Genomic DNA, 4209 nt, shown 5'->3' on the forward strand with positions numbered 1-4209 from the left:
GACGGGTACCTGCTCTCCGCCATCCTCGCGGACTGGTCCGACGACGAGGCGGTCCTGATCCTGAAGCGCTGCCGGGAGGCGGCCGGGGCCACCGGCCGGGTGCTGGTCGCCGACATCGCCATGCCGGTCTCCGGCCCCGGCTCGGAACTTCAGCTGCGGTCGATGATGCCGGCGCCCACGCGGACGGTCGAGGACATCGAGCGGCTCGGCGCCGAGGCCGGCCTCCAGGTCTCCTGGCGCGGCCCCGCGACGGCGGTCCGGACCCTGATCGAGTTCACCGCCCACTAGCACAGCTGCCGAACGGAGATTCCCATGCGACACCATCCGCCGGAGGCGCGGCAACAAGCGGACCGGCCGCTGCGCATCCTGCGCGACCTGGCCACCGGGCACCCGGGCACGATGCTGCTGATCGGCCTGCTCGCCCTGGCGTCCACCGCCGGCACCCTGGCGCTGCCCTGGGCGGTCGGTCGGCTCATCGCCACGCTGGGCGACGGCGCCGCCGACCGTTGGACGGTCTGGCTGATCGTCTTCGGGCTCGGCGCGGCACTGGCCAACACGCTCGCCACCTTCCTGCTCTCCCGGCTGGGCCAGCGGATGATCTGCCGGCTGCGGGTCCGCACCATGGGTCACGCGCTGCGTCTGCCGCTCGCCGACGTACGACGCGAGGGCAGCGGCAACCTGGTCACCCGGATCACCGCTGACACCTCGCGGGTCAAGAAGCTGATCGACGTCGGCCCGATCCAGCTCCCGATCGCCGGGCTCACCGCCATCGGCACGTTGGTGATCATGGGCTTCCTGGACTGGCTCCTGCTGGCCGTGACGGTGGGCGCGTTCGCGGTCGCCGGCGGCCTGATCACCCTGGTGGTCAAGCGACTGCGGCGCAGTTACGTCGCGGTGCAGGAGTCCACCGGCCTGCTGGCCCAGCGGTTCGTCGCGGCCGTCGACGCCGTCAAGGTGATCAAGGCGTACCGGGCCGAGGAGTCGGTGAGCGCGGACCTGGCCACCCACGCCGAGACCGTCGCCCGCCGCGAGATCGACGCCGCCCGGATGGAGGCCCTGATGACCCCGGTGGTCAACCTGGGCCAGCAGATCGCACTGGTCGCGGTGATCACCGGGGGCGGCGCGCGGTTGGTCGCCGGCACCCTGTCGCTGGCCGACTTCGTGGCGTTCCTGCTCTACCTGCTTCAGCTCACCGGCCCGTTCATGATGATCGCGGCGGGTGTCACGGCCTTGAAGATGGGCACTGTCGCCCGGGAACGCTTCACCGGCCTCTTCGAGAAGCCCCAGGAGTCCGGCGGCGAGACCGCGCAGCCGGTCACCGTTCCGGCCGGTCCGGTGCCGGCGGTGCAGTTCGACCACGTCGACTTCAGCTACGGCAGCACGCCGGTGCTGCGGGACGTCTCCTTCGAGGTGCCGGCCCGTGGGCTGACCGCCATCGTCGGCCTCTCCGGAGCGGGAAAGACCACCGCGGTGGAGCTGATCCAGCGCTTCGCCGACGTCACCTCGGGCAGCATCCGGGTGCAGGGCCGGGACACCCGCAACTGGCCACTCGCCGACCTGCGCGCCCAGGTGGCCTACGTGGACCAGGCGGCCAGCTCGGTGCAGGACACCGTGCGCCGCAACCTCACCCTGGGCCGTGGCGACGCGGCGTTCTCCGACGGGGAGCTGTACGCGGTGCTGCACCGCGTCGGCCTGGCCGACGAGATCCGCCGCAAGCCGCAGGGCCTGGACACCGTCCTGGCCGGCGACGTGGACCTCTCCGGCGGTCAGCGTCAGCGGCTCGCCATCGCCCGGGCCATGCTGACCGACGCCCCACTGGTGCTCCTCGACGAACCGTCGTCGCACCTGGACAGCATCAACGAGCAGAAGCTCCGTGACCTGGTCGACGACCTGGCCGCCACCCGCGCCGTGCTGGTGGTGGCGCATCGGATCTCCACGATCCAGCACGCCGACCACGTGGTCATCCTCCAGTCGGGCGAGGTCGTCGGTCAGGGACCGCACGACGAGCTTCTGCGCAACTGCTCGAACTACACCGATCTGGTCCGTGGCCAGATGCTGGTCGGAACAGGAGCCCTGGCATGACGCACTACTCGATCATGATGCCGTTCGCGCCGCGCCGCCCCGAGCAGCTGCTGCCGTTCGCCGCGCTCACCCAGTGGAGCGAGGCATCCTGCCTCTGGCAGGGGCAGGGCAACGTCGGCGACACCCACATCAGCTTCTCGTACGCCGCGGCCAGCGGTTTCCGGGTCCCGATGGGTACCTCGGTCAACCTCATGCCGTTCCTGCACCCGTACGACGCCGCGCTGCGCGCCCAGACCCTGGCGGTGGCCACCGGGCACCGCGTGGTGGCCGGCTTCGGCCCCGGTGGCGCGTCGTTGCAGCGCGGCACGCTCGGTGCCCCGTACCGCAGCCAGCTCGGCGCGGTCCGCGAGTACGTGACGATCGTCCGGTCCCTGTTGGAGACCGGCAAGGTCAACCACCAGGGCGAGTTCTTCTCCTGCGGCATGGAACTGGGCACGTTCCCCCGCCCGGCCATCGAGATCGGGCTGGGCGTGCTGCGGCCCCGGATGGCGGAGTTGGCGGGTGAGGTCGCGGACGTGGCGATCACCTGGCTGACGCCGGCCTCGTACCTGCGCGACACCGTGGTGCCCGCGCTGCGCCGGGGTGCGGAGCGGGCCGGGCGGCCGATGCCGCGCGTGGTCGCGATCGTGCCGATGGCGCTGCGCACGCCCGACCGCGACCCGGTCGACCTCGCCCTGAACAGCAACTCCGGGCACATGCGCCTGCCGCACTACATCGACATGTTGAGCCGCTCGGGCATCGACGTGGACATGGCCGACGACCCGCGGGCCAGCGGTCGGGCCCTCGTCGAGGGTGGCGCCTTCCTCTACGGCGACCAGGAGGAGCTGACGCAGGGCATCAAGGAGTTCAGCGCCGCGGGCGCCGACGAGGTGGCGTTCAACCTGGCCGGGGTCTGCGTGACCTACGGGGCCAAGACCACGCTGGGCGAGCTGGAGACCATCCTCGGGAACGTGGCGCGATGAGTGCCGGGCCACCGCTGGAGTTCCTGGAGACACCGGAGCTGGAGCTGAGGCGGCTGCTGCTGGTGATCACCGGCTCGGCCGCGGCCAGCAACGTGCCGACCTGGCTGAACTGGCTCCGGGAGACGTACCCCCGGCTGGAGGTGGCAGTGGTCGCCACCCCCAGCGCCCTGCGGTTCGTGACCCGGCAGGCGCTGAGCCTGCGGACCGACCACGAGGTGCTCGTCGACACCTGGGAGGACTGCGAGCGGGCTCGGCACGTCGAGCACGTCGAGTGGGCGGACGCCATGCTGGTCTACCCGGCGACGTTCCACTTCGTCGCCCGGCTCGCCCTCGGGCTCGCCGACAGCCCGGCGCTGCTGGCGATGCAGTGCACCTCCGCGCCGGTCGGCCTGTCACCGGCGCTGCCGCCCGGTGGCCTGGACAGCCCGGCGTTCCAGCGGCACTGGGCGACGCTGGCCGAGCGGCGCAACGTGGCCCTGATCCCTCCGCTGCCCGCACGCAGCCTCACCACCGGCCGTGACGACGGCTGGGTGAGTCCACCACTGCCGGAGGCGCTGCGCAGGCTGGAGGCCCGCCGTCGCGAGCTGGCCGAGGTGGACGTGCCGGTCCTGACCGGGGGAGCGACCCGATGACCACCGCCACAGTGACCGCGCCGGCCGGCCGGGACTTCGGCACCGGCCTGCTGGTCACCGCGGTACGCCCGGAACCCGCCGGTGGCTACCGGTGGCGGCGCGCCCCCGGGCCGCTGGCGCCCGCGCCGTTCGTGCCGACCGGCACCGCACCGCGCCGGCTCGGCACCGCACGACCGGGCGCGACGTCGGTGCACTGGGTCGTGGGTGAGCCCGACGGCGACGCCCGCACCTACCGGGTACGGGGCGCGACCTCGGTGGCCGCCGTCCTGTTGGGCAACGGCCCCGAGCCGGCGATGGCGTCGCTGTTGCACGGGCTCGGCCAGGCGCTGCGGGAGCTGCACGCGCAACCGCTCCCGCCCGGTGTCGCGGCAGGGGGAGCGCCGCGCGGGCTGGTCCGGTTCACCCGCTGGCTCAACGGGCGCTCACCGCACCCGCGTGGCGCGTACGCCGAATCCCTGCTGCGCTCCCGGCTCGGCGGCGCGGCCCTGGCCCGGGTGCGGGAGCACACCGCCCAGATCGCCGCCGCCGACGAG

The 4209-nt window shown here is 72.9% G+C and carries 5 protein-coding genes; all 5 read left to right on the top strand.

Features of this window, described 5'->3' with window-relative positions; translation table 11 throughout:
* Positions 1-288 (top strand): methyltransferase (locus KBX53_RS24490; protein ID WP_305797973.1); only part of this gene is annotated, 288 nt, incomplete at its 5' end.
* A gap of 24 nt (positions 289-312) precedes the next feature.
* Complete coding sequence (locus KBX53_RS24495; RefSeq protein ID WP_210861876.1) at positions 313-2082, top strand: ABC transporter ATP-binding protein; 1770 nt, start codon at positions 313-315, stop codon at positions 2080-2082.
* A complete protein-coding gene (locus KBX53_RS24500; RefSeq protein ID WP_030330385.1) occupies positions 2079-3044 on the top strand; it encodes an LLM class flavin-dependent oxidoreductase in 966 nt (321 codons plus the stop codon). Before KBX53_RS24495 ends, KBX53_RS24500 begins: the two co-directional genes overlap by 4 nt.
* Positions 3041-3676 (top strand): flavoprotein, encoded by a 636-nt coding sequence (locus tag KBX53_RS24505; RefSeq protein ID WP_051708268.1) that lies wholly within the window; start codon positions 3041-3043, stop codon positions 3674-3676. Before KBX53_RS24500 ends, KBX53_RS24505 begins: the two co-directional genes overlap by 4 nt.
* Positions 3673-4209: hypothetical protein (locus KBX53_RS24510; protein ID WP_210861878.1), on the top strand; the 537-nt coding region annotated here is incomplete at its 3' end. The genes KBX53_RS24505 and KBX53_RS24510, both read left to right, overlap by 4 nt.

It is taken from the genome of Micromonospora sp. M51 (assembly GCF_018070305.1).
GTDB classification, from domain to species: Bacteria; Actinomycetota; Actinomycetes; order Mycobacteriales; family Micromonosporaceae; genus Micromonospora; species Micromonospora parva.

What these genes read in the sequence shown, in the direction of transcription:
- KBX53_RS24495 (WP_210861876.1), top strand. Translation starts at nt 313, where the DNA reads ATGCGACACCATCCGCCGGAGGCGCGGCAACAAGCGGACCGGCCGCTG.
- KBX53_RS24500 (WP_030330385.1), top strand. Translation starts at nt 2,079, where the DNA reads ATGACGCACTACTCGATCATGATGCCGTTCGCGCCGCGCCGCCCCGAG.
- KBX53_RS24505 (WP_051708268.1), top strand. Translation starts at nt 3,041, where the DNA reads ATGAGTGCCGGGCCACCGCTGGAGTTCCTGGAGACACCGGAGCTGGAG.